The 19,724-nt window shown below is 74.5% G+C and carries 15 protein-coding genes and 1 tRNA gene; 8 read left to right on the forward strand and 8 right to left on the reverse strand.

Annotated features, from left to right (window positions below; all coding sequences use genetic code 11):
* Positions 1-145 precede the first annotated feature (145 nt).
* Positions 146-222, reverse strand: a tRNA-Trp gene (locus ACFWW8_RS10350).
* Positions 223-276: 54 nt separating this feature from the next.
* Positions 277-480 (reverse strand): ankyrin repeat domain-containing protein, encoded by a 204-nt coding sequence (locus tag ACFWW8_RS10355; RefSeq protein WP_386526270.1) that lies wholly within the window; start codon positions 478-480, stop codon positions 277-279.
* Between the two features lie 309 nt (positions 481-789).
* Between ACFWW8_RS10355 and ACFWW8_RS10360 the strand changes: the two genes are divergently transcribed.
* Both ACFWW8_RS10360 and ACFWW8_RS10365 read left to right on the forward strand, forming a co-directional pair.
* Positions 790-2,121, forward strand: coding sequence for a glycoside hydrolase family 18 protein (locus ACFWW8_RS10360; RefSeq protein ID WP_386526273.1), 1,332 nt, complete (start codon positions 790-792; stop codon positions 2,119-2,121).
* Between the two features lie 204 nt (positions 2,122-2,325).
* Positions 2,326-3,222: an aldo/keto reductase gene (locus ACFWW8_RS10365; protein ID WP_386526275.1), complete on the forward strand. Its 897-nt coding sequence runs from the start codon at positions 2,326-2,328 to the stop codon at positions 3,220-3,222.
* A 26-nt stretch (positions 3,223-3,248) separates the two neighbouring features.
* Here ACFWW8_RS10365 and ACFWW8_RS10370 read toward each other — a convergent pair whose 3' ends face one another.
* Positions 3,249-4,241 carry a PfkB family carbohydrate kinase gene (locus ACFWW8_RS10370; RefSeq protein WP_386526278.1) on the reverse strand — a complete coding sequence of 331 codons (993 nt, stop codon included), beginning with the start codon at positions 4,239-4,241 and terminating at the stop codon, positions 3,249-3,251.
* Positions 4,238-4,957: a bifunctional 4-hydroxy-2-oxoglutarate aldolase/2-dehydro-3-deoxy-phosphogluconate aldolase gene (locus ACFWW8_RS10375; RefSeq protein ID WP_386526281.1), complete on the reverse strand. Its 720-nt coding sequence runs from the start codon at positions 4,955-4,957 to the stop codon at positions 4,238-4,240. Before ACFWW8_RS10375 ends, ACFWW8_RS10370 begins: the two co-directional genes overlap by 4 nt.
* Before the next feature lie 88 nt (positions 4,958-5,045).
* On the opposite strand from ACFWW8_RS10375, the gene ACFWW8_RS10380 reads away from it, so the two are divergent.
* On the forward strand, positions 5,046-5,924 hold the full coding sequence (locus ACFWW8_RS10380; protein ID WP_386526283.1) for an IclR family transcriptional regulator: 879 nt from the start codon (positions 5,046-5,048) through the stop codon (positions 5,922-5,924).
* Here ACFWW8_RS10380 and ACFWW8_RS10385 read toward each other — a convergent pair.
* On the reverse strand, positions 5,896-7,872 hold the full coding sequence (locus tag ACFWW8_RS10385) for a hypothetical protein (protein ID WP_386526285.1): 1,977 nt from the start codon (positions 7,870-7,872) through the stop codon (positions 5,896-5,898). The two genes, ACFWW8_RS10380 and ACFWW8_RS10385, sit on opposite strands and share 29 nt — an antisense overlap.
* Positions 7,873-8,851: 979 nt before the next feature.
* Here ACFWW8_RS10385 and ACFWW8_RS10390 point away from each other — a divergent pair.
* Positions 8,852-10,573 carry a sigma-70 family RNA polymerase sigma factor gene (locus tag ACFWW8_RS10390; protein WP_386526287.1) on the forward strand — a complete coding sequence of 574 codons (1,722 nt, stop codon included), beginning with the start codon at positions 8,852-8,854 and terminating at the stop codon, positions 10,571-10,573.
* A 112-nt stretch (positions 10,574-10,685) separates the two neighbouring features.
* Here the strand turns inward: ACFWW8_RS10390 and ACFWW8_RS10395 are convergent, their stop codons facing one another.
* Complete coding sequence (locus tag ACFWW8_RS10395) at positions 10,686-12,077, reverse strand: glutamate decarboxylase (RefSeq protein WP_386526289.1); 1,392 nt, start codon at positions 12,075-12,077, stop codon at positions 10,686-10,688.
* A gap of 302 nt (positions 12,078-12,379) precedes the next feature.
* Between ACFWW8_RS10395 and ACFWW8_RS10400 the strand changes: the two genes are divergently transcribed.
* Positions 12,380-12,775 carry a tyrosinase family oxidase copper chaperone gene (locus tag ACFWW8_RS10400; protein WP_386526291.1) on the forward strand — a complete coding sequence of 132 codons (396 nt, stop codon included), beginning with the start codon at positions 12,380-12,382 and terminating at the stop codon, positions 12,773-12,775.
* Positions 12,772-13,620, forward strand: a complete 849-nt coding sequence (locus tag ACFWW8_RS10405; RefSeq protein WP_386526293.1) for a tyrosinase family protein — start codon at positions 12,772-12,774, stop codon at positions 13,618-13,620. The genes ACFWW8_RS10400 and ACFWW8_RS10405 overlap by 4 nt, the downstream gene beginning before the upstream one ends.
* Here ACFWW8_RS10405 and ACFWW8_RS10410 read toward each other — a convergent pair.
* Both ACFWW8_RS10410 and ACFWW8_RS10415 read right to left on the reverse strand, forming a co-directional pair.
* Entirely contained in the window at positions 13,575-14,279 is a 705-nt protein-coding gene (locus ACFWW8_RS10410) for a response regulator (protein ID WP_386526295.1), read from the reverse strand. The genes ACFWW8_RS10405 and ACFWW8_RS10410 overlap by 46 nt on opposite strands.
* Entirely contained in the window at positions 14,276-16,066 is a 1,791-nt protein-coding gene (locus tag ACFWW8_RS10415) for an ATP-binding protein (protein WP_386526297.1), read from the reverse strand. The genes ACFWW8_RS10410 and ACFWW8_RS10415 overlap by 4 nt, the downstream gene beginning before the upstream one ends.
* Positions 16,067-16,171: 105 nt before the next feature.
* Here ACFWW8_RS10415 and ACFWW8_RS10420 point away from each other — a divergent pair, with 105 nt between their 5' ends.
* Positions 16,172-17,611 (forward strand): cation:dicarboxylate symporter family transporter, encoded by a 1,440-nt coding sequence (locus ACFWW8_RS10420; protein ID WP_386526298.1) that lies wholly within the window; start codon positions 16,172-16,174, stop codon positions 17,609-17,611.
* A gap of 270 nt (positions 17,612-17,881) precedes the next feature.
* Entirely contained in the window at positions 17,882-19,645 is a 1,764-nt protein-coding gene (locus ACFWW8_RS10425) for a S8 family serine peptidase (RefSeq protein ID WP_386526430.1), read from the forward strand.
* Positions 19,646-19,724: the final 79 nt, after the last annotated feature.

The raw sequence follows: 19,724 nt of genomic DNA on the forward strand, positions 1-19,724 counted from the left end.
CGCGCCTGCTCACCCCCCCCCCCCGCCCGCCGCCCCCGGCCCGCCCGGCCCCCCCCGGCGCGCCCCCCCCCCCCCCCGGGGGCCCCCCCCCCCCCCCCGGCCCCCCCCCCCACGGCGTACGGCACAAGGCGATCACGTCAACTGATGGCAGGGGCGGCAGGATTCGAACCTGCGGCCTTCGGTTTTGGAGACCGGCGCTCTGACCAGCTGAGCTACACCCCTTCGGTGAAACCAACCATGACACGGCAGGGTCTGAAGATCCACTGATTTCCGCGGTCAACCGGGTGGAATTTCGCCGGCGCCGTGCGCGCCGGCTGCCGTGAGCCAGTCGTCTAGCTCGGCGTCCTCGCTGTTCAGAGCGATGTCGAGCGGCGTCAGCCCGTCGTGGCCGGTGCGGTTGATGTCCGCGCCTTGAGACGTCAGGTAGTGCGCCGTGGACGGTTGGCCGCCGTGGCATGCCGACCAGCAGCCCCTCGTCACGTCTCCCGGGGAAACTCCGGAGGTGAGGAAACGGGCAACCCGGTCGAGGAGACCGAGGGCCGCCGCCTGTAGGCCGGGGCGGGCTCCGTGGTCCAGAAGCCTGCGCGCGGCCCGCCACCGGCCGAAGCCGCAGGCGTCGGCGAGCGGGACGCCGCCACCGCATCGGCGGCCTGCGGGCCCGTCGGCCGGGGCGCCCGCACCCCATCGATTTCCGGCCGCCCTCTTGACCGCTCTGGTCCAGACCAATAGTTTCCGGCATGCACCGCGCACGCGCTCACGCCCCACTCCCCGCATCCGCAAAGGAAGCCCATGCGCCGCAGCATGCTCGGCAAACTGGCCGTCGCCGCCTGCTCCCTCTCCCTGCTGACCGCCTTCGCACCCTCCGCCGGCGCGCACGGCGACGGAGGGAAGGGGCACGACCGCTCGTACAAGAAGGTCGGCTACTTCACCCAATGGGGTGTCTACGGCAGGGACTTCCAGGTCCAGGACCTGGACGCGAACGGCTCCGCCGGCAAGCTCACCCACATCAACTACGCCTTCGGCAACGTCAGCGCCGACGGCAAGTGCTTCACCGGCAACGTCCCCGGTGAGGCCGACGCCTGGGCCGACTACGGCCGGCCGCTCGACGCCGCGAACTCCGTGGACGGCGTGGCGGACACCTGGGACCAACCCCTCGCCGGCAACTTCAACCAGCTGCGCGAGCTGAAGGCGAAGCACCCGGGCCTCAAGGCCCTCATTTCGCTGGGTGGTTGGAGCTGGTCCACGCACTTCTCGGACGCCGCGCTGACGCCCGCCTCCCGCAAGGCCCTCGTGACCTCCTGCATCGACCTCTACATCAAGGGGAACCTGCCGCAGGACGGCACCCGCGGCGGCGCGGGCGCCGCGGCGGGTGTGTTCGACGGGATCGACCTCGACTGGGAGTGGCCCGGTTCGGCCGGCGACGCGGACACCACGTTCCGGCCGGAGGACAAGGCCAACTTCACCGCGCTCGTCAAGGAGTTCCGCACCCAGCTCGACGCGCTGGCGAAGAGCCAGAAGCGGAAGTCGAAGTACCAGCTGACGGCCTACGTCCCGACGGCTACGGCGAAGATCGATGCCGGTTTCGACGTCCCCCGGATCATGCGCGACTTCGACTTCGTCAACCTCCAGGGCTACGACTTCCACGTCTCCGGCGAGGCGACCACGGCCCAGCAGTCCGCGCTCCGCGCCCGGAACGACTTCAGCGTCGACGGCACGGTGCGGGCCTGGAAGCAGCGCGGCGCGCCCGCCCACAAGCTCGTGGTGGGCATGCCGTTCTACGGGCAGGGCTGGACCGGCGTCAGCGGTGGCGGGGACGGCATGGGCCAACCCGCGACCGGCCCGGCGCCGGCTACCTGGGCCGCCGGGTACGAGGACTACAAGGAGCTGAAGAAGCTCGCCGACTCCGGGACGTACCAGGTGCACCGCGACCGTCGTGGCGGCCACGCCTGGCTGTTCGACGGCACCACGCTGTGGACGTACGACGACCCGCAGGTGCTGCGCACGAAGACCGCCTACGTCCGTGAAGAGGGCCTGGGCGGCGCGATGTTCTGGTCGCTCGACGCGGACACCGCCGACGGCGAGCTGATCACCGCCGTGGACCGCGGCCTGCGCGGCCGCTGACCGGCGCCCCCGCGGGGGCCCTGCAGACCGGCGCCGCCGGGCCGCGGACACCGATCCGGCCCGGCGGCGTCACACCACGTACCACCCCCGCTCGGCCCGTACCACCCCGCGCACACGGGGGGCCGTACGGGCCGTCGGCCGTACGGGCGGGGAAGCGTGGCGTTCCGGCCGCGGTGGGGCCGGGGCGCCCGGTACGGTCACCCGATGACCACAGAAACGATCACCGCGGCCTCCGCGGGGACCTGGCAGCTGGGCGACCTCACCGTCAACCGGATCGGCTTCGGCGCGATGCGCCTCACGCACCTCGCCGACGGCTCCCCCTCGGACCGCGCGCGCGTGACCGGGGTCCTGCGGCGCGCCGTCGAACTCGGCGTGAACCACATCGACACCGCCGCGTTCTACTTCTCCCCCCTGCGCTCCGCGAACGAGCTGATCAACCGGGCGCTCGCCCCGTACGCCGACGACCTCGTCATCACCACGAAGGTCGGACCCGGCCGCGACGCGTCCGGTGCGTGGTGGTGGGCCGAGCCCGGACAGCTGCGGGGGCAGGTGGAGGAGAACCTGCGCCAGCTGGGCCGCGACCACCTGGACGTGGTGAACCTGCGCATCGCGCGCCGTGAGACGACCGGGTCGATCGCCGAGCATTTCGGCGCGCTCGCCGAGCTGCGGACGGCCGGGCTCATCCGTCACCTCGGCCTGTCCAACGCCCGGCCCGACCACCTCGCCGAGGCCCGGGCCATCGCGCCGGTGGTGTGCGTGCAGAACCCGTACGGGATCGGTTCCCCGGCCGGGGACCACGCGTTCCTCGACGCGTGCGGGGAACAGGGCATCGCCTTCGTCCCCTTCTTCGCCATCGCCGGAGCGGGCCGAGAGGCCGGCGTGATCGCGGACGAAGGCGAGCGCGTGCGCGCCGCGGCCCGGGCCCACCGCGTCTCGGCGGCGCAGCTGCGCCTCGCGTGGACGCTGAGCCGCGGCCGGCACGTCCTGGCCATCCCGGGGACCGGCAACCCGGACCACCTGGAGGAGAACCTCGCGGCGGGGGCCGTCCGCCTGTCGCCCGAGGAGATCACGCTCCTGGGCGAGGCGGAGCCGCCGGCGTAACGGCGCCCACCCACCCCGGTACTCCGCTACCGGACAGCCCCCTCGCCAACGCCCTCGCCCAGGCCCCCGGCGTGCGCCGTCGCCAGCGCCGCCGTGTCCGCGAACGCGGGCACGCACCCGGTGCCACCGCGCCCGGACACCGAGAGGGAGGCCGCGGCCATGCCGTACGCCACCGCGTCCGCGAGGCGGTCGCCGAGGGCGACCCGGGCGGTGGTGGTGCCGGTGAAGCAGTCCCCCGCGCCGGTCGCGTCGACGGGGGCGGGGTTGACGGGTACGGGGTGGTGCGCGACCCGTCCGCCGTCGTCGAGCAGCAGCGGTCCCGCGCCCGCGGTGACCGCCACCGACCGGGCGCCGAGCGCGCGGCAGCGGGCGGCGGCCGTACGCGGGTCGGCCGTGTCCAGGAGGGCGAGCGCGTCGGCGGGGCAGGACGTCTTGAGCAGCCCGGTCAGCGGGGCGATCCGGGCGAGCAGCTCCCGGGCCTCGGCCCGGCCGGTCAGCCGGGAGCGGAAGTTCGGATCGTACGAGAGGTGCCCCCCGGCCCCGTGCACGGTTCGGGCGGCGGCGAGCACCGCGTCTCGGCTTCCGCGCGAGAGCGCGCCGGTGATCCCGCTGGTGATGAGCGCCTTCGTGCCGGTCAGCAGTGCCCGCCAGGAGTCGACGTGGGCGGGTGAGAGGGTGGAGCCTGCGCTGTGGGTGCGCCAGTAGACGAACTCGCGGTCGCCCTCGGTGTCGGCGCCGAGCAGGTAGGCGCCGTTGGGGCGCGGGGCGCGGCGTACGTGGGAGACGTCGATGCCCAGGTCGGCGGCGCGGCGCAGCAGCGGGACGCTGAGTTCGTCGTCTCCGACGACGGCGAGCAGGGCGGTCCGGGCCCCTGCGGCCGCGGCGGCGGCCGCCGCGTTGAGGGCGTCGCCGGAGTAGGAGAGGCGGGCCGGGGTGCCGTCGGCGGCGGCGCGCAGGGCGGCGTCGGCGTGGATCTCGACGAGGACTTCGCCGAGCACGAGCACGTCGTACCCGGTCACGCCCGCCCCTCCCGGACACGGCCGGCGATACCGGCACCCGCGACACCGCCGGAACCGTCGGCGCCGCTGGCTCCGGCCCCGGCCCGGGCGCCGGAGCAGTCGGCGCAGCACGGGCCCGCCAGCTCGGCGAACACGGCGGCCAGTTCACCGGGGTCGTCCGGCAGTCCGTTCCCGATGCCGACCGCGCCGGCGCCGGCGGCGAGCCAGTCGCGCACCTCTGCGGGCCGGATCCCGCCGGTGGGGACGATCAGGGCCTCGGGGAGGACGGCCTTGAGGGAGCGGATGAACTGCGGGCCGCCCACGTGGGCAGGGAACACCTTCGCCGCACCGGCGGACCGGACGGCCGAGGCGATCTCCCCGGGCGTGAAACCACCCTCGATGAACACCGCGGACCGGCGGTCGGCGACGGCCCGGACCTCGGGGGCCGGGTACGGGGAGATCAGGAAAGCCGCCCCCGCGTCCAGGGCGGTCTCGGCCTGGGCGGCGGTCGAGACGGTGCCGACGCCGACGACGGCGGGACGGCCGTGGGCGTCGGCCAGCGGGACCGTACGGCGGACGGCGTCGGCCCAGCCGGGCGTGGAGGTGGTCAGCTCGACCGCGCGGCAGCCCGCGGCGAGCAGGGCCGTAGCCCTGCGGACGGCCGCGTCGGCGTCGGGGCTGCGCAGCACCGGCAGCAGCCGCTGGGCGGCTATCACCGCGTACGGGTGGCAGGACAAGGAACCCTCCCGTTCGTCCCACGTAATGGAACGAGGTATCGTGTACCGGAACCAGTTGGTCTAGACCCTACACAGGACGGGAGTTCCCGTGTCAACGAACGACCCGACCGGCCGACAGGCGGAGCGCCGGACGGACGGGCCCGTGGGCCGACCGGCGGACCGGCGCTCGGCCCCCGCGGCGGACCGGCCGACGGACAGCCCCCCGGCCACCGGGCGCGGCGGCCGGACCTCCGCCGCCGGGTCGGCGCTGGAGAAGTCACTGCGCATCCTGGAGGCGGTCGCGGCGCCCGGCGGCCCGCACCGGCTGGCCGACGTGACGGCGGCGGCGGCCGTGCCCAAGTCGAGCACCTTCCGCATCCTCGCCTCGCTCGTCGAGCAGGGCTTCGTACGCCAGGACTCCGAGAGCCGGTACGGGGCGGGTCCGCGGCTGCGCGGCCTGTCCGCGCTGGTCACCGGCGGGGAACCGGCGAGCATCGGACGCATCCTCGGTGAGCTGCAGCAGACCACCGGCCAGACCGTGCACCTCGCGCTGCACAGCGGCGAGACCATCACCTACATCCAGAAGCTGGAGAGCGACCAGCCCTTCCGCACGGCGTCCCGCGTCGGCATGCGCATGCCGCTGCACACGACCGCCATCGGCAAGAGCATCCTGGCGCACCTGCCCGAGGCGGAGGTGCGGGAGCTGATCGCCGCCGCCGGACTCCCGGCGCGGACCCCGCGCACGGTGACCGGCGCCCGGGAGCTGGGCGCGCAACTCGCCGAGGTGCGCGCCCGGGGCTTCGCCCTGGACGACGAGGAGAACGAACCCACCATCCGCTGCATCGGTGCGGCGGTCCTGCGACCGGACGGCCGCCCGGTCGGTGGGGTCAGCGTCACCACCGTCACCTTCCTGGTCTCGCGCGAGGAGATCGAGGCGTACGCCCCTGCCCTGCGCACCGCTACGGAGGCCCTGGCTCCGCTGCTGTGAGCCCGGCGCGGAGCGCGCGGGCGAGCCAGAGGTGGCGGTGGCCCGGTTCCAGGAACCCCCCGGCCTCCTCCGAGACCCGGGACAGCAGCTCGGAGGCCTCCCGCCGCCGCCCTGCCGCGATCAGCGCCCGTGCCCACTCCAGCCGGGAGTGGACGACGTGCGGGTGGTCCGTGCCGAGGACGCGGGCGCGGTCCGCGGTCAGAGCCGCCCAGGCCCGCACGGCCTCGGCCGCGTGCCCGGTACGGGCCGCCAGCGACGCCTGACCGGCTCGGACGGCCAGGGTGTGCGGATCGTCGGGGCCGAGCCGCCCCTCGGTGTCCGCGAGCAGCACGGCCCACTCCCGCCCGGCGTCGGCGGGTTCCGCCGGGCGGTACCAGATCAGGCCGCGCCGTACGGCCAGCACCCGGGGGTGGTCCGCCCCCAGTACGGGCACGGCGTCGGTCAGCAGGGAGGCCAACTGCCGGGCCGCCGAGCGGGGATCTCCCGACTCGCCGGTGAAGTAGGCGAGTTGGTGGCGGGCGGCCAGGGTGTCCGGATGCCCCGCGCCGAGCACGGCCCGGGCGTCCGCGACGAGCAGCCCGAACCGCCCGGCGGCGGCGCGGGGATGCCCGGCCTCCCCCGTGAAGAAGGCCAGTTGGTGACGGGCGGCCAGGGTGTCGGGGTGGCGGGGGCCGAGCCGCAGTTCACGCCGGCGGGCGATCGCTGCCAGGTCGGCGGCGGCCCGGCGCGGGCGGCCCGCGTCGCCGACCGCGAGGGCGAGGGGCAGCTCCGCCTCGGCCACCCCGCCCCGCCAGGCCGCGGTGAGGGCGCTGACCGCGCGGGCCGGCCGCCCCTCCTGACGGGCGACGAGCCCCAGGTCGTACGCGTCCCCGGGCCCGGCGCGATCCAGCAGCCCCTGCCACAGGTGCTCGGGAACCGGCCCGAGGCCGGGCGCGTCCAGCAGGCGTCGGTCGGCCGTGTACCCGAGCAGGTCGTTCCCGCTCAGCAGGCCCCGCCCGCCCGCGCCGGGGACCGGCTCGCAGGCCCATGCCAGGGCCCGTGCGAACGCCTCCCCCGAGTCCCTCCCGGCTGCCGCGGCGACGCCCCGGCCGGCGTCCGCCCCGGCAGGGCCGCCGAGGGCCCCGCCCGGAGCCCCCTCGAAAGGGCCGCCGAGGGCCTCTCCGGAGCCGCGGCCGGACCCCGTCCCGGAACCCCCGTCGCCGGGCCCGGGCAGGTAGGCCGGGTACAGCGCCCGCAGCCACGCGCGGGCCACCGGGCGGCGCAGCCCGGCCCGTCGGCAGTCCACCGCCGCGGCGACCACGGCGGCGCCGGCCGGCTGGGCGCCGACCGGGCGGCCACCGGTCCACCGGGCCACCGACCGCTCACCGCCCGCGAGGACTTCGGCGGGCCCGCGACCCTCCCCCGCGTCCAGGGCGGCCCCGATCCGCGGGTCCTCCCGGCGGGCGCCCGCCCTGCCCCGTTCCGCCGGCGTCCAGGACCGGGCGAGGGGGACGACGACCGCGCGGCCGAGCAGGTCGCACTCGGCCCGCCAGGCACCGCGGTCGCAGCCGGTGAGCCGGCTCGCCTCGCGCGCCCGGTACCGCCGGTACTCGGCAACCCGCATCGTGGCCACCACCACCGCCCCGTCCAGCCCGTCCAGATGCACGGCCGTGAGGCCTCCGGCCCCGAGGTGGTCCTCCAGGCCGTCCAGCCACAGCACCGCGCGCCGGCGCCGGGCGGCGACCCGTACCGCCTCGGGCAGGGCGGCACGGGAGAGCGGCCGGACGAACGCGTACCGGGGGTGGACGGCCCGCACCGCCTCGTACGCGAGCCGGGTCGCACCGGCGAGGGCCTCCCCCACCACCAGCACGAACCGGGTGCCGGGCTCGGCGAGGGCGGCCCGCAGCAGGGCCTCGGCGTCGCGCGGCACGTACGCGGGCTGTCCGCCCGGCCCCTCCACCGGGTGCATCCCGGCCCCCTCGGGAGGTACGTCCCGCAGCCGCGGAATCCGCCCACCGGGGGTCCGCCACACGTCCGCTGCCGCGGCCGCGCGCGGCCCGCGCCGCGCGGAGGCGTTTCCGCGCGCCGGTGCGGTCCGCCGCGGCGCGAACAGCTCCGGCACAAGCCGCGTGGTCGAGAACGATGCCGACATGGCGCCCCCCACATGCCCCGTGTCGTCCTATGGTTCCCCGTAAGTCCGTTCGACTACCCCAACGAGCCTGCGGGGAGCCGCAGTTCCTCGGATGGGACGCGGCCGTACGGCGCCCCTCCGCAACCCGCGCGGTCGGCTCGGCGGCCCGCTGCCCCGTACCGCCCGGCGCCGGCTCCGCCCGCGCACTGTGCGGTGTCGACCCCTCCGACGCCCCGCGACCGGTCCTCAGGACCGGCGGCGCTCCCGCCGCGACCACGACGGCCAGCGCGGCCGCGACCCCGAGCGTGCGTGCGTCCGGAGAGGTCAGGGCCTGACCGCGCAGCGCTTGCCGGGCGGTGAGGGCGATCAGGCCTCCTGGACGAGTTCGCGGCCGCGTCCGAGCGGATCGCCGAGGCCGACCTGGCCTTCGTGGCCCGGCGGCACCGGCCCGAGGAGATGGCGGAGCGGGTGGGGGTCGGCACCGCCCTGGGGGACGCGACGCCGGCCTGCCTGCGGCGGTTCGCCCCATCGGACGCATCGGCTCGGCACTACCGGCGCCCGGACGCCCCGGAGGCGGGCGGGCGGACTTCGGGATAAGACGTTCGGGAGGGACTCGCTGGACGGACGCGCGGAAGCGACGCGCTGGACGGACGCGCGGAGGCGACGCGCTGGACGGACGCGCGGAGGCGACGCGCTGGAGGGACGCGCTGGAGGGACGTTCGGAAAAAGTCTTCGGGAAAAGCGTTATCGGGCCCCCTCTCGACGGTCTCCCAGGTATCGGGCATCATCGACCGCCGGTACGGACAGGGAACATCACATGAGTACTCAGCACACGGCAGCGCTGGTGGCAGCGGCCCGCGCGGGCGATCCCCGCGCCCAGGACGAGCTCGTCAGCACCCACCTGCCGCTCGTCTACAACATCGTCGGGCGGGCCCTGAACGGGTCCTGCGACGTGGACGACGTGGTGCAGGACACCATGCTCCGGGCGCTCGACGGGCTGGGCGGCCTGCGCACGGACGACAGCTTCCGGTCCTGGCTCGTGGCGATCGCGATGAACCGGGTACGGGCGCACTGGCAGGCCCGCCAGAACGCTCCGGGCGCGAGCGGCCTGGAGGCGGCCGAGGACGTCGCCGACCCCGGGGCCGACTTCGTGGACCTGACCGTCGCCCGCCTCAACCTGGCGGGCCAGCGCCGGGAGACGGCCCGCGCCACCCGGTGGCTGGAGCCGGACGACCGGGCGCTGCTGTCGCTGTGGTGGCTGGAGTGCGCCGGCGAGCTGACCCGTACCGAGGTGGCCGCCGCGCTGGAGCTGCCCCCGCAGCACACGGCGGTGCGGGTGCAGCGGATGAAGGCCCAACTGGAGGCGGCCCGGGTGGTCGAGCGGGCCCTGGACGGCCAGCCGCCGTGCGAGGGGCTCCGGCAGATGACCGCGGGCTGGAACGGGGTGCCCTCCGCCCTGTGGCGCAAGCGAATAGCCCGCCATGCCCGGGAATGCGTACGGTGCTCCGGGCTGTGGAGCGGCCTGGTTCCGGCGGAGGGCCTGCTGGCCGGTCTGGCCCTCGTGCCCGTCTCGGCAGCCCTGCTGGCGGGGATGCGCACGGCCGGAGCGGCCGGCTTCGACCCCGCGGCCGCGGCCTTCGCCGACGGCTCGGAGGCGGACTTCGCGAACGCGGCCACCCAGCTCACCCCCACCGTGTCGGGCCCCGGCCGGGCGGCCCGGCGCCGCGCGGGCGACAAGGGCGGACCGGCCGCCGGCGGGCCGGGTTCCGGCGAGGCGGTCGCGGTCTCCCGCGGCGCGCTGCGCCGGCGGCGCCGCGGCCGCCGCCGGGTGGTCGGCGGCGCCGTGATCGCCGCCTGTGTCGCGGGCGGCGGGCTGGCGTACCTCGGCACGCTCCCCGGCTCCGGCGCGACCGGGGCCGGGGCCGGTGCGTCGCCCGCGCCGCTGGCGGCGCTCTCGGCGACCGACCCCGCGCCGCTCCCCAGCGCCTCGGCCTCCGCCTCGCCGTCGCAGTCCCCCTCGTCCTCCCCGTCGCCGTCCGCGTCGGCCTCGGCGTCGCCCTCCACCGCGCCGAGCCCGAGCGCGAGCCCGACGCCGCAGAAGAGCCGTTCCAGCGCCCCCGCGCCCAAGCCCTCGGCTCCGGCGCCCGCGCCGGCTCCGCCGGGAGCCGCGGGCCAGGTCGTCGCGCTGGTCAACAAGGAGCGCGCCACGGCGGGCTGCGGGCCGCTGAAGGAGGACCCGCAGCTGCGCGCGGCCGCCCAGGGCCACTCCGACGACATGGCGAAGCGGGACTTCTTCTCGCACACCAGCCCGGACGGCACGGACCCCGGCAAGCGGACGACCGCGGCCGGGTACCGCTGGTCGACCTACGGGGAGAACATCGCCAAGGGCCAGCAGACGGCCCAGTCGGTGATGGAGTCCTGGATGAACAGCTCGGGGCACCGCGCGAACATCCTCAACTGCTCCTTCAAGGACATCGGCGTCGGCATCCACCAGGGTGCGGGCGGCCCTTGGTGGACGCAGAACTTCGGGGCCCGCTGACCGGTCCCGGAACCCCGGCGGCGCCGGGGTTCCGCAGGCTCCGCCGGACCTGGCCCAGGGGTGTCGCCGGAGGCGCTCCACCGGACGGCAGGAGCGAGTGCGCCGACCCCGCCTAGTGGTGGAAGCCGGACCTCGGCTCCGTGGCCGGGACCGGCGGCGGAGAGGCCGTCAGGTGCTCCACGGCCCGGCGCAGGTCCTCGACGAGCAGGGCGATCTGGTCGCGGGTCACGCCGTGCCGGACGAGGACGCGCTGGATGACCGTGTCCTGGCGGTCGGCCGGCAGCGGGTACGAGGGCACCTGCCACCCCCGCATCCGCAGCCGGTCGGACAGGTCGTAGAGGCTGAAGCCGGCCGCGGCCGGGTCGGTGAGGGTGTAGGAGACGGCGGGCAGGGCGCCTTCGCCGTCGTACAGGAGGGTGAACGGCCCCATCGCGGCCACCTCCCCGGCCAGGTACTGGGCGGTCTCGGCGCAGGCCTGCTGGACGCGACGGTAGCCGCCCCGGCCGAGGCGCAGGAAGAGGTAGTACTGGGCGATGATCTCGCCGCCGGGGCGGGAGAAGTTGAGGGCGAAGGTCGGCATGTCGCCGCCCAGGTAGTCGACGTCGAAGACGAGGTCCGCGGGGAGCAGGTCCGCGGTGCGCCAGACGATCCAGCCGACGCCGAGGGGCGCGAGCCCGTACTTGTGGCCGGAGGTGTTCACGGAGGCCACGCGCGGCAGCCGGAAGTCCCAGACCACGTCGGGGTGCAGGAACGGTGCGACGAAGCCGCCGCTGGCCCCGTCGACGTGGATCGGGACGTCCCAGCCGTGCTCGGCCTGGATGCGGTCGAGCGCGGCGGCGAGCTCCGCGACCGGCTCGTAGTCGCAGGTGTAGGTGACGCCGAGGATGGCGACGACGCCGATGGTGTTCTCGTCGACGTGTGCGGCGAGCTGGTGCGGACGCAGGCCGGTGGCGCCCTCTTCCAGGGGGACCTGGCGCAGCTCGACGTCGAAGTACCGGGCGAACTTCTCCCAGCAGACCTGCACGGGCCCGCAGACCAGGTTGGGCCGGTCGGTGGGCAGCCCCTGGGCCCGGCGGCGTTCGCGCCAGCGCCACTTCAGGGCGAGGCCGCCGAGCATGGCGGCCTCGCTGGAGCCGGTGGTGGAGCAGCCGGCCGCGGTGGTGCCCCCGGGGGCGTTCCACAGGTCGGCCAGGATGTTGACGCAGCGGGACTCGATCTCGGCGGTCTGCGGGTACTCGTCCTTGTCGATCATGTTCTTGTCGAGGCACTCGTTCATCAGGCGGTGCACGCCGTCGTCCGACCAGGTGGTGCAGAAGGTGGCCAGGTTCTGGGCGGCGTTGCCGTCGAGGAGCAGCTCGTTGTGGAGGAGTTCGTAGACGACCTCGGTGGGCGAGTGGTCGTCGGGCATCCGGTACTTCGGGAGGATCTGGCCGCTGAGGGCGGACGCGAACACGTCCGAGTCGGCGTCAGGGCCACGTACGTCCTTCGTCTCATGGAGAGCCATATCGGAACTATAGGTGAATAAGCCTCAGATCCTTCCGGAACGCCCTGAGCCTCTCTTCGGCCACCTTCCCGGGCGGTTCGCGGTGCGGCTTCCGGCCGTCTCCGCGGTGTGACCCCTCCCATAGGGGACAGGGCGCGCCGGAGAAATTACTGCCGAGTAGGGTTACCCGCGTAGATCTTCCGGTACGCGCCGCTGGGGCCGGTACACACGGGAAGATCATCCAACTTGTTCTATCAACAACTTATCCGGTCATGTCCTGATACAGGTCAACCGTGTTCGCCCCACTGATACTTCTTCGCTCCATGAACACGATCACCCGCCGGCAGGCCTTGGGAACCTCTGCCGGTGTCCTCACCGCACTCGGCCTCGCCGCTGCCGCCACGAGCGCCAGCGCCGCCCCCGCCCCGTCCACACCCACCGACGCGGGCACGGTCGACGAGGTCTACAAGGGCCGCCGCATCCAGATCACCCCGGGCAGCGGCGGCCACCACGGCGGCGGCCACCACTCCCCCGGCCAGCCCACCGTGCGAATAGACGGCCGCGAACTGCACGTGATGCGCAACGCCGACGGCACGTGGATCAGCGTGGTCAACCACTACGAGACCTTCGCCGATCCGACCTCCCTGGCCCGCGCCGCCGTGCGCGAGCTCCAAGGCGCCACCCTCGCCCCGTTCGCACCGATGGGAGGCGCGGCATGACCGTGCGCAAGAACCAGGCCGCGCTCACGCCCGAGGAGAAGCGCGCCTTCACCAACGCCCTGCTGGAGCTGAAGCGGACCGGCCGCTACGACCGGTTCGTCACCACCCACAACGGCTTCATCATGAGCGACACCGACTCGGGAGACCGGGTGGGCCACCGCTCCCCGTCCTTCCTGCCCTGGCACCGCCGCTTTCTTCTCGAGTTCGAGGCGGCGCTGCAGGCGGTGGACGCGACGGTGGCGCTCCCGTACTGGGACTGGACCACCGACCGCACCTCCCGTTCCTCCCTCTGGGCAGCCGACTTCCTCGGCGGCACCGGACGCGCCCGCGACGGACAGGTCCTCGACGGACCGTTCGCGTACGCGACGGGCAAGTGGAACGTGAGCGTGCGGGTGGACGGGCGCGCCTACCTGCGGCGGGCCCTCGGCGAGGGCGTCGCCCAGTTGCCGACCAAGGCCGAGGTCGACGCCGTGCTGGCCATGCCGGTGTACGACGCCGCCCCCTGGAACAGCTCGTCGAGCGGCTTCCGCAACAACCTGGAGGGCTGGCGCGGCGCCAACCTGCACAACCGCGTCCACGTGTGGGTCGGCGGCCAGATGGGCACCGGCGTATCGCCCAACGACCCGGTGTTCTGGATGCACCACGCCTTCGTGGACAAGCTGTGGGCCGACTGGCAGGCCCGCCACCCGCAGTCCACGTACCTGCCCGCGGCCGGCACGGCGAACGTCGTGGACCTGGGCGACACGATGCGGCCGTGGAACGACGTGACCCCGGCGGACATGCTGGACCACCGGAAGTTCTACACGTTCGACACCGAGCCCGCCGCTGCCGCCAGCCAGCGGTAGTGCAGTTCGGGGCGGCCGACCTGGCCGTACCGGGGGGTGCGGTCCGCGCGGCCGCTGTCCACCAGGTGCTCCAGGTAGCGTCGGGCGGTGATCCGGGAGATCCCGGCCGCCCCGGCCGCCCCCGCCGCGGTCAGCCCCTCGTCCGCCGCCCGCAGCAGGGCGGCTACCCGGTCCAGGGTCGGCGCGCTCAGCCCCTTGGGGAGCTCGGCGGGGCGGGGCGCGCGCAGGGCCGCCACGGCCCGGTCCACGTCGTCCTGGCCGGCCGCCTCGCCCGCCGTCGCACGGAACTCGGCGTAGCGCAGCAGCCGTTCGCGCAGGGTCGGGAACGCGAAGGGCTTGAGCACGTACTGGACCACGCCGAGGGAGACGCTCTCGCGGACCACGGCCAGGTCCCGCGCGGAGGTCACGACGATCACGTCGACGGGATGTCCGGCGGCGCGCAGCCCGCGCGCGAAGCGCAGGCCGTGCCCGTCGGGAAGGGTCAGGTCGAGCAGCAGCAGGTCGACGCGGGTCCGGTCCAGGACGCGGGTGGCCTCGGCGAGCGAGTGCACGGCGCCGACCGCGGTGAAGCCGGGCACCCGGCCGACGTAGAGCGCGTGCGCGTCGGCGGCCACCGGGTCGTCCTCCACGACCAGCACCCGCACGTCCCCGCCCGTCATGGCCGGTCCCCGTCGGAGCGGTCCGTCCGGGGCTCCGGCCCCGACGCCCGGACGCCCTGCCCGGCGGCCTGTCCCGCCCGCCCGCCAGGGGCCCCCCGCGGCGGGCCCGGGTCCCGCCCGGGCCCCCGCCGGGCGGCCTGTCCGGGCACTCGACCGGCGGCCCGGCGCTCCCCCGCCGGGCCGTCTCCGGCGTCCGGCGCCGCGGCCGCCAGGGGCAGGCGTACGGTGAACTCCGCGCCACCGCCTGGCCCCTGCGCCGCGGTGACCTCGCCGCCGTAGCGGTCGGCCACCTGGCGGACCAGCGCGAGGCCGAGCCCGCGGCCCTCCCCCTTGCCCGACCAGCCGCGGCGGAACACGTCCACCCCCTCCGGGAGGCCGGGGCCGTTGTCGGCGACCCGCAGGAGCAGTTCACCGCCCGCCGGACGCAGCGTGACGGCGATCCGCGCGGCCGGTACGCCCGCGACGGCGTCGACCGCGTTGTCGATCAGGTTGCCCAGCACCGTGACGAGGTCGCGCGCCGGCGGCAGCCCGCCGCCCGCGGCCAGCCGGCGGCTGTCCGGGGTGACGACGAGTTCCACACCGCGTTCGTGCGCCTGCGCGGCCTTGCCCAGCAGCAGCGCCACCAGGACCGGCTCGCCGACCGCCGTGATCACCTCGTCGGTGAGGGCCTGCGCGAGCTCCAGTTCGGCGGTGGCGAACTCCACGGCCTCCCGCTCGCGGCCGAGTTCGATGAGGGAGACCACCGTGTGCAGCCGGTTGGCGGCCTCGTGGGCCTGGGAGCGCAGCGCCTGGGTGAAGCCGCGCTCGTGGTCCAGCTCGCCGGTCAGCGACTGGAGCTCGGTGTGGTCGCGGAGGGTGATCACGGTGCCGCGGCGGCCGCCGCCCGCGACGGGCGAACTGTTGACGACGAGCACCCGGTCCGCCGTCAGGTGCACCTCGTCCACCCGCGGCCGGTCCGCCAGCAGGGCGCCGGTGAGCGGAGCGGGCAGGCCCAGGTCGGCGATGGACGCGCCCCGCATCCCGCCGCCCAGGCCGAGCAGTTCGCGCCCGGCGTCGTTGATGAGGGTGATCCTGCGCTGCCCGTCGAGCATGAGCAGCCCCTCGCGGACCCCGTGCAGGGCCGCCTGGTGGTAGTCGTACATCCGGCTCAGCTCGGCCGCGTTCATCCCGTGCGTGTGGCGGCGCAGGCGGGCGTTGACCACGTACGTGCCCATGCCACCGAGGGCGAGCGCGGCGGCGGCGACCCAGGCGAGGGCGGTGAGCTGGGCGGCGAGCCGGTCGCTGACCGCCCGGACCGTGATGCCGGCGCTCACCATCCCGATGACCCGGCCGCCGTCGTCGAGCGGGGTGACCACGCGGATCGAGGGGCCCAGGGTGCCGGTGTAGGTCTCGCTGAAGGCTTCGCCGCGCAGGGCGGGGGCGGTGTTCCCGAGGAACGGCTCGCCGATCCGGCGCGGGTCGGGGTGGGTCCAGCGCCGGCCGTCGGGGGCCATGATCGTGACGAAGTCGACCCCGGAGTCGACGCGGACCCGCTCCGCGTACGGCTGGAGCCGGGCCGAGGGATCGGCGCCGCGCACGGCCTCCCGTACGGCCTCGCGCACGGACGGGGAGTCCGCGACCGCGTGGGCCACGGCTCCGGCCTGACGGCGGGCGGCCTCCTCGGCCTGGCCCCGGGCGGTCGCGTACGCGAAGACGGCACAGCCTGCGACGACCACGGCGACCAGCAGCACCTGCATGGCGAAGAGCTGGCCGGCGAGGCTGCGCGGCGGACGGGGCAAACGGAACATGACGCTCAGTGTGCACCGGGCCGTGAACTCAATGAACGCAAGGGTGACCGGGGTCACAGCGGCGCGCGATGGTCCTCCCGGGACGTAATCACCACAGGAGGCATCGTGGCCGCCAGGCGCGACAGAACGCACTATCTCTACATCGCGGTGATCGCCGCGGTGCTGCTCGGCATCGCCGTCGGCTTCGCCGCACCCGGCGTGGCCGTGGAGCTCAAGCCGCTGGGCACCGGCTTTGTCAACCTCATCAAGATGATGATCTCGCCCGTGATCTTCTGCACGATCGTGCTGGGCATCGGATCGGTCCGCAAGGCCGCCAAGGTGGGGGCGGTGGGCGGGCTCGCCCTCGGCTACTTCATGGTGATGTCGACCGTGGCCCTCGCCATCGGCCTGCTGGTCGGCAACCTGCTGGAGCCGGGCAGCGGCCTCCACCTGACCGAGGCGGCGCGCAGCGCGGGCGAGGCGCAGGCCAAGGCGGGCGGGGCGGAGAGCACGTCCGAGTTCCTGCTCGGCATCATCCCGACCACGATGGTGTCCGCCTTCACCGGCGGCGAGGTGCTCCAGACCCTGCTGGTGGCGTTGCTGACCGGGTTCGCGCTCCAGGCCATGGGCGCCGCGGGCGAACCGGTGCTGCGCGGGATCGGTCACGTGCAGAAGCTGGTGTTCCGGGTACTGGCGATGATCATGTGGGCCGCTCCGGTGGGCGCCTTCGGGGCGATCGCGGCGGTGGTCGGGGCCACCGGCATCGACGCGCTGAAGTCACTGGCCGTCATCATGATCGGCTTCTACGCGACCTGCCTGCTCTTCGTCTTCGTCGTACTGGGGACACTGCTGCGGGTGTGCACCGGGGTCAGCGTGTTCGCGCTGCTGCGCTACCTGGGCCGGGAGTTCCTGCTGATCCTCTCGACCTCCTCCTCTGAGTCGGCGCTGCCCCGGCTGATCGCGAAGATGGAGCACCTGGGGGTGTCGCGCCCGGTCACCGGGATCACCGTGCCGACCGGATACTCCTTCAACCTGGACGGGACCGCGATCTACCTGACGATGTCCTCGCTGTTCGTGGCGGAGGCCATGGGCAAGCCGCTCGCCCTCGGCGAGCAGATCTCCCTGCTGCTGTTCATGATCATCGCCTCGAAGGGGGCGGCCGGGGTGACCGGCGCCGGTCTGGCGACCCTCGCCGGCGGGCTCCAGTCGCACCGCCCCGAGCTGGTGGACGGGGTCGGGCTGATCGTGGGCATCGACCGGTTCATGAGCGAGGCCCGCGCCCTGACGAACTTCGCGGGCAACGCGGTGGCGACGGTGCTCATCGGAACGTGGACGAAGGAGTTCGACCACGCGCGCGCCGGCGACGTCCTCGCGGGACGGCTGCCGTTCGACGAGAGCACCCTGGTCGACGACGCGCACGGCGGCGACTTCGGCGGGCCCGGTACCCCGGGCGGCGGCGCCGGGAAGGACACCGGTGAGGTCGCCGGGAAGGACACCGGTGCGGTCCCCGGGAAGGATGCCGTCCCGGTGCAGCCGCACGGCGACAAGGACGGCGTCCCGGCCTGACCGGAACGCCCGCGCGGGAAGGCCGGGCCGGGCTCGCCCCCACGGTGCCCAGCCCGGCCGGACCCGGCACAGACCACGCATCTCACCCATACTCGGATGACCTCCACCGATAAACGAACCCCCGTGTTGCAAAAGGTACTTCCGCACCGGGGCATGCGTCTGACATCTTGCGTCCACCACTTGTTTCGTACGGCCCGGTAGGTGCGACCCACCGGGTCATCGGAGGACGCATTGATACCCCACATATCCCGCAGACCCCGACGCACCCTGGTGCTCGCCGCCGCCCTGGGCGCGGCGCTCGCCTTCGGGGCCCCGGCCGCGATCGCCGGTACCGCCCCGGTCTCCCCCGCCGCCCCGGCCCCGGCCCCCGCGCCGCAGGCAGCGGCGCCGGCTTCCCAGAGTGCGACCTGGGCTGCCGGCACCCGCGCCTACCTCGTGATCACCGCCCCCGGTGACAGCTCGGCGGTACGCTCCGCCGTCACCGCCAACAGCGGCACGGTCTTCGCGTACTACGACGCCATCGGCGTCATCGTCGCCCACTCCTCCTCGGCCTCCTTCGCCGCCACCCTGCGCGGCGTCAGCGGAGTCCAGCAGGTCGGCGCCACCCGCACCTCGGACGTACCGGCGGACGCCTACAACCCGGCGCTGCCCGCCAACCCGGCGCAGTCCGCGACCGGTTCGGGCGAGCCCGTCCGCGCCGACATGACGCAGATCAAGGCCGACCAGGCCTGGGCCGTCACCACGGGCGCCGCCAGCGTCAAGGTCGGCATCCTGGACACCGGTGTGGACGACCAGCACCAGGACCTGGCGCCGAACTTCAACGCGGCGGACTCCGCCTCCTGCGCGTACGGCAAGGCGGACACCCGCGCCGGCGCCTGGCGTGACGTCGGCACCCACGGCACTCACGTGGCCGGAACGGTCGCCGCCGCCAAGAACGGCAAGGGCGTCATCGGTGTGGCCCCGGGCGTGAAGATCTCCTCGGTGCGCATCGCGGAGCCGGGCTCCTCGCTCTTCTTCGCCGAGAACACCGTCTGCGGCTTCATGTGGGCCGGTGACCACGGCTTCAAGGTCACCAACAACAGCTACTACACGGACCCGTGGCAGTTCAACTGCCCGGACAACGCCGACCAGGCCGCGATCATCGAGGGCGTCAAGCGCGCCCAGCAGTACGCGGAGGGCAAGGGCTCGCTGCAGGTCGCCGCGGCCGGCAACTCCAACCTCGACCTGGCCAACAAGACGACCGACACCGCAAGCCCGAACGACTCGACGCCGGTCACCCGCACCATCACCAACGCCTGCCTGGACATCCCGACCGAGCTCCCGGGCGTGGTCACGGTCTCGGCGATGGGCACCACCGCGAAGGCCTCGTACTCCAACTACGGCCTGAACGTCGTGGACATCACGGCGCCCGGCGGTGACGCCACCGGCATCTACAGCACCCTGCCGGGCGGCAAGTACGGCAGCATGAGCGGTACCTCGATGGCCTCCCCGCACGTCGCGGGCGTGGCCGCGCTGCTGGCGAGCACCAACCCGGGCATCACCCCGGCGCAGCTGCGCGACAAGCTGGCCACCCAGGCCAACGACGTCGCCTGCCCGTCGGACACCCGCTGCAAGGGCACCACCGCCAAGAACGGCTTCTTCGGCGAGGGGCAGGTCGACGCACTCAAGGCGGTCGGATCCACCCCGCCCCCCGGCAAGTTCTTCGAGAACACGGGTGACTTCGCCATCGGCGACAACACCACGGTCGAAAGCCCGATCACGGCGAGCGGGGTCACGGGCAACGCCCCGGCCACCCTCAAGGTGGGCGTCGGCATCGTGCACACGTACATCGGCGACCTGAAGGTCGACCTCGTGGCTCCCGACGGCTCCGTGTACACGGTGCACAACCGCTCGGGCGGCAGCGCCGACAACATCAACCAGACGTACACGGTCAACGCCTCCTCGGAGGTCGCGAACGGCACCTGGAAGCTCCGGGTCAACGACAACGCCGGCGGCGACACCGGCAAGATCGACTCCTGGAACCTCACCTTCTAGGAAGACGTCGCGGTTCCGCTGCGGGGCCATCGGGGTGTGCACCCCGGTGGCCCCGCTCCGGTTTCCGTACGCGCGCGGC

It is taken from the genome of Streptomyces sp. NPDC058701 (assembly GCF_042715295.1).
GTDB lineage: Bacteria > Actinomycetota > Actinomycetes > Streptomycetales > Streptomycetaceae > Streptomyces.